Raw genomic sequence first — 2,723 nt, 5'->3', positions numbered from 1 at the left:
TTTTGTACCAAGCGATGTACTACAAGAAGGATAATGCAAGGTTTTTGAACGTCCCAATCCTATTTTCTTGCACTAACATCGGACTTTAACAGGTCAAAAGCTTTATTTTAAAAGGGTTTTACCATTATTCAGCAAACCCTATATAGGGCTTGCTGAAAAAGTAGGGACGAAGAACACCTAAGGATGATTAGATTGTTTTCTTAAGCACAATCTCAGAGCGACTATCAAAACCTAGATCCCCAATACCAACTACTTCCCAACCTTGAGAGCCCAAATCATTAAGAATTTGTAGCAAATCCGCTCCTACCTGGTTGCCATTCAGAAACCAGACCACAGCATTAGGTTCATTCTTTCCTACAAGAATCTGATATTGGAAAATAGCCATTTGACCTCTTGTATTGGGTTGCCTTTGGATCAGTCCAACGGAATTCTAGACGAACTTTTCCAGGTAATACCCCCAATTAAGATTTTATTAAGAGTTCATTCTCGCACCTCTAGAAGTTTAAACCATGTCACTCGCTGAGTTAATTCCTCTGGTCAACAATCTGAGCCAGTCAGACAAATTATCACTCTTTAAAGTCCTAGCCACACAAATCCCAGACGCTGAACTACAATTCATCTTCTCCGCATCAGAGTACCCAATTTTGTCCCCCTACGACGCAACGGCAACTGCAAACATTCTGATGCAGATGATTCAGGATGACCAAGGGGCATCTGCTCATGCCTAGTACAGTTGAGTTTCCCTTTTCTGAGGATGAGGCATTACCGACAATAGACATCTCCAAAAATTATAACCCAGTCACAGCTTGCTTTCGGTTTATGTACTAACTAAACAGTTCAATGGCTGTAATGTATATCTATCGTTGCTAATTCAATTTTACTGAAAAAATATGAGGCAATTAAAATAATTTTTATTCGGGTAGATTCCTTAACTAGAAAGACTTTTAGTCTTGAGATTATATTAGGTCGAGGTCTAATTCCTATCATTTTCAGTATCGTGCTTGTGTTTAGTATTGATGGAGAAAAGTAATGCTAATTTTTTTGGGAAAATTAGTTAAACCATGATTATAACATATAATTAATTTGCAAGAGTTATAGTTAACTTGGTTAGGGCTATGGATTTATTAAAAAATCGTTTTGTGCAGTCGTTGGGAGTCGGGGCGTTTTTTTACCTCCTAATGCTTTCCTTAAATTGGGTGGTGTTGTTCACCCTGAGAATTCTTGAATCTTTTTCTAGTTGGTATCGATACCGCGCCGCTCCCTATTCCTTCCAAATCAGTATCGGGGTGACGCTGGCCTATTTGCTGATCACGGCCGTCTTGAGTAGCCGGCGTGATTAGATACCGTTGCTGCAGCGTTGTCGGCTGTAAAACGTAGTCCAGTAGGGTGCGTTAGACGGCAAAAATTGCTGCTCTGACTGGAAGGTGACAATCCGTCGTAACGCACCACCTCTCATCAACATTTACTCATACCGACGGTTACGTTTGCGGATAATCCCAGTGACAATCCGTCGTAACGCACCACCTCTCATCAACATTTACTCGTACCGGCGGTTACGTTTGCGGATAATCCAGAGGATAAACCAGATAACCAGGGCAAGTAGGGCGATTTTTGAGACGGGAGCCAGATATTCTTCCACAAGGGGGTAATTCTTCCCTAAAAAGTAACCTGCTGCCGTTAAAAAAACGACCCAGAGGGTCGTGCCGATGGTGGAGTAAACTAAAAAGGGAATCATCGCCATGTGATTCATCCCGGCGGGAAGGGAAATCAAAGTTCGCACTCCGGGGACCAAACGACAGAGTAAAACCGCTTTACTACCGTGACGATTAAACCATTGATTGGCTTTTTGAATATCTTTAGCGGAAACAGTGATCCATTTGCCGTATTTATCGGCTAGTTTTTCGATTTTTTCCTCATCCACAACCCGACCGAGATAATACCAAGGTAGCGCTCCGATGACCGTACCAAAAATCCCCGCTACCACTGCCGGAATAAATTCCATTTGTCCCTCATGGACGGTAAAACCCGCCAGGGGCATAATTAATTCTGAGGGAATGGGAGGAAAAAGATTCTCTAAAAACATTAATAGGGCTATGCCTAAATAGCCCATGGAAGTCATTGTATTTGTAATCCATTCAGTCATATTTTTTGAGGATTTAGAAAACAGTTTAAAAGTAGAGTATTTTCAGTGAACTGACAACTGATAACTGACAACTGACAACTGACAACTGATAACTGATAACTGATAACTGATATTAGGTTCCGGAAGTCCAGGAGTTGATATATTCTAATTGGGCTTCGGTGAGGGTATCGATTTCAATCCCCATAGCTTGTAGTTTCAAGCGGGCGATTTCTTGGTCTAATTCGTAGGGAATCGAGTAGATACCGGGGGCTAATTTACCTTGATTTTTAACCAAGTATTCTACACCGATCGCCTGGTTAGCGAAACTCATATCCATAACGGCGCTAGGATGACCTTCGGCGGCTGCCAGGTTAACTAGGCGACCTTCACCGATAACAACGACGGATTTACCGCTTTTTAGTCTATATTGTTGGGTAAAGTTGCGAACTTCCTTGACATTATCGGCTTTTGCGCCTAAAGCTTGCAGGTCGATTTCAATATCACAGTGACCGGAGTTGGAAACCATCGCCCCATCTTTCATCAGGTCAAAATGTTCAGCCCGGATAACGTGCTTGTTACCAGTGACAGTGATAAAGATATC

Annotated in this window: 5 protein-coding genes; 2 read left to right on the top strand and 3 right to left on the bottom strand. The window is 42.0% G+C overall.

Going from position 1 to position 2,723, the window contains the following annotated elements:
* Positions 1-187: 187 nt before the first annotated feature.
* Positions 188-385, bottom strand: a complete 198-nt coding sequence (locus PX481_RS13945) for a hypothetical protein (RefSeq protein WP_002740312.1) — start codon at positions 383-385, stop codon at positions 188-190.
* A gap of 124 nt (positions 386-509) precedes the next feature.
* Between PX481_RS13945 and PX481_RS13940 the strand changes: the two genes are divergently transcribed.
* Together PX481_RS13940 and PX481_RS13935 are read left to right on the top strand one after the other, a co-directional pair.
* Complete coding sequence (locus PX481_RS13940; protein ID WP_043999501.1) at positions 510-728, top strand: hypothetical protein; 219 nt, start codon at positions 510-512, stop codon at positions 726-728.
* Between the two features lie 387 nt (positions 729-1,115).
* Positions 1,116-1,340, top strand: a complete 225-nt coding sequence (locus PX481_RS13935) for a hypothetical protein (protein ID WP_002763361.1) — start codon at positions 1,116-1,118, stop codon at positions 1,338-1,340.
* Positions 1,341-1,537: 197 nt separating this feature from the next.
* Here PX481_RS13935 and PX481_RS13930 read toward each other — a convergent pair whose 3' ends face one another.
* On the bottom strand, positions 1,538-2,143 hold the full coding sequence (locus tag PX481_RS13930; RefSeq protein WP_072925771.1) for a DedA family protein: 606 nt from the start codon (positions 2,141-2,143) through the stop codon (positions 1,538-1,540).
* Between the two features lie 112 nt (positions 2,144-2,255).
* Positions 2,256-2,723 (bottom strand): adenosylhomocysteinase (locus PX481_RS13925; RefSeq protein ID WP_288094778.1); only part of this gene is annotated, 468 nt, incomplete at its 5' end.

The organism is Microcystis sp. M53603_WE2, from assembly GCF_030065435.1.
This window is presented reverse-complemented; position numbering and strand designations above follow the sequence as displayed.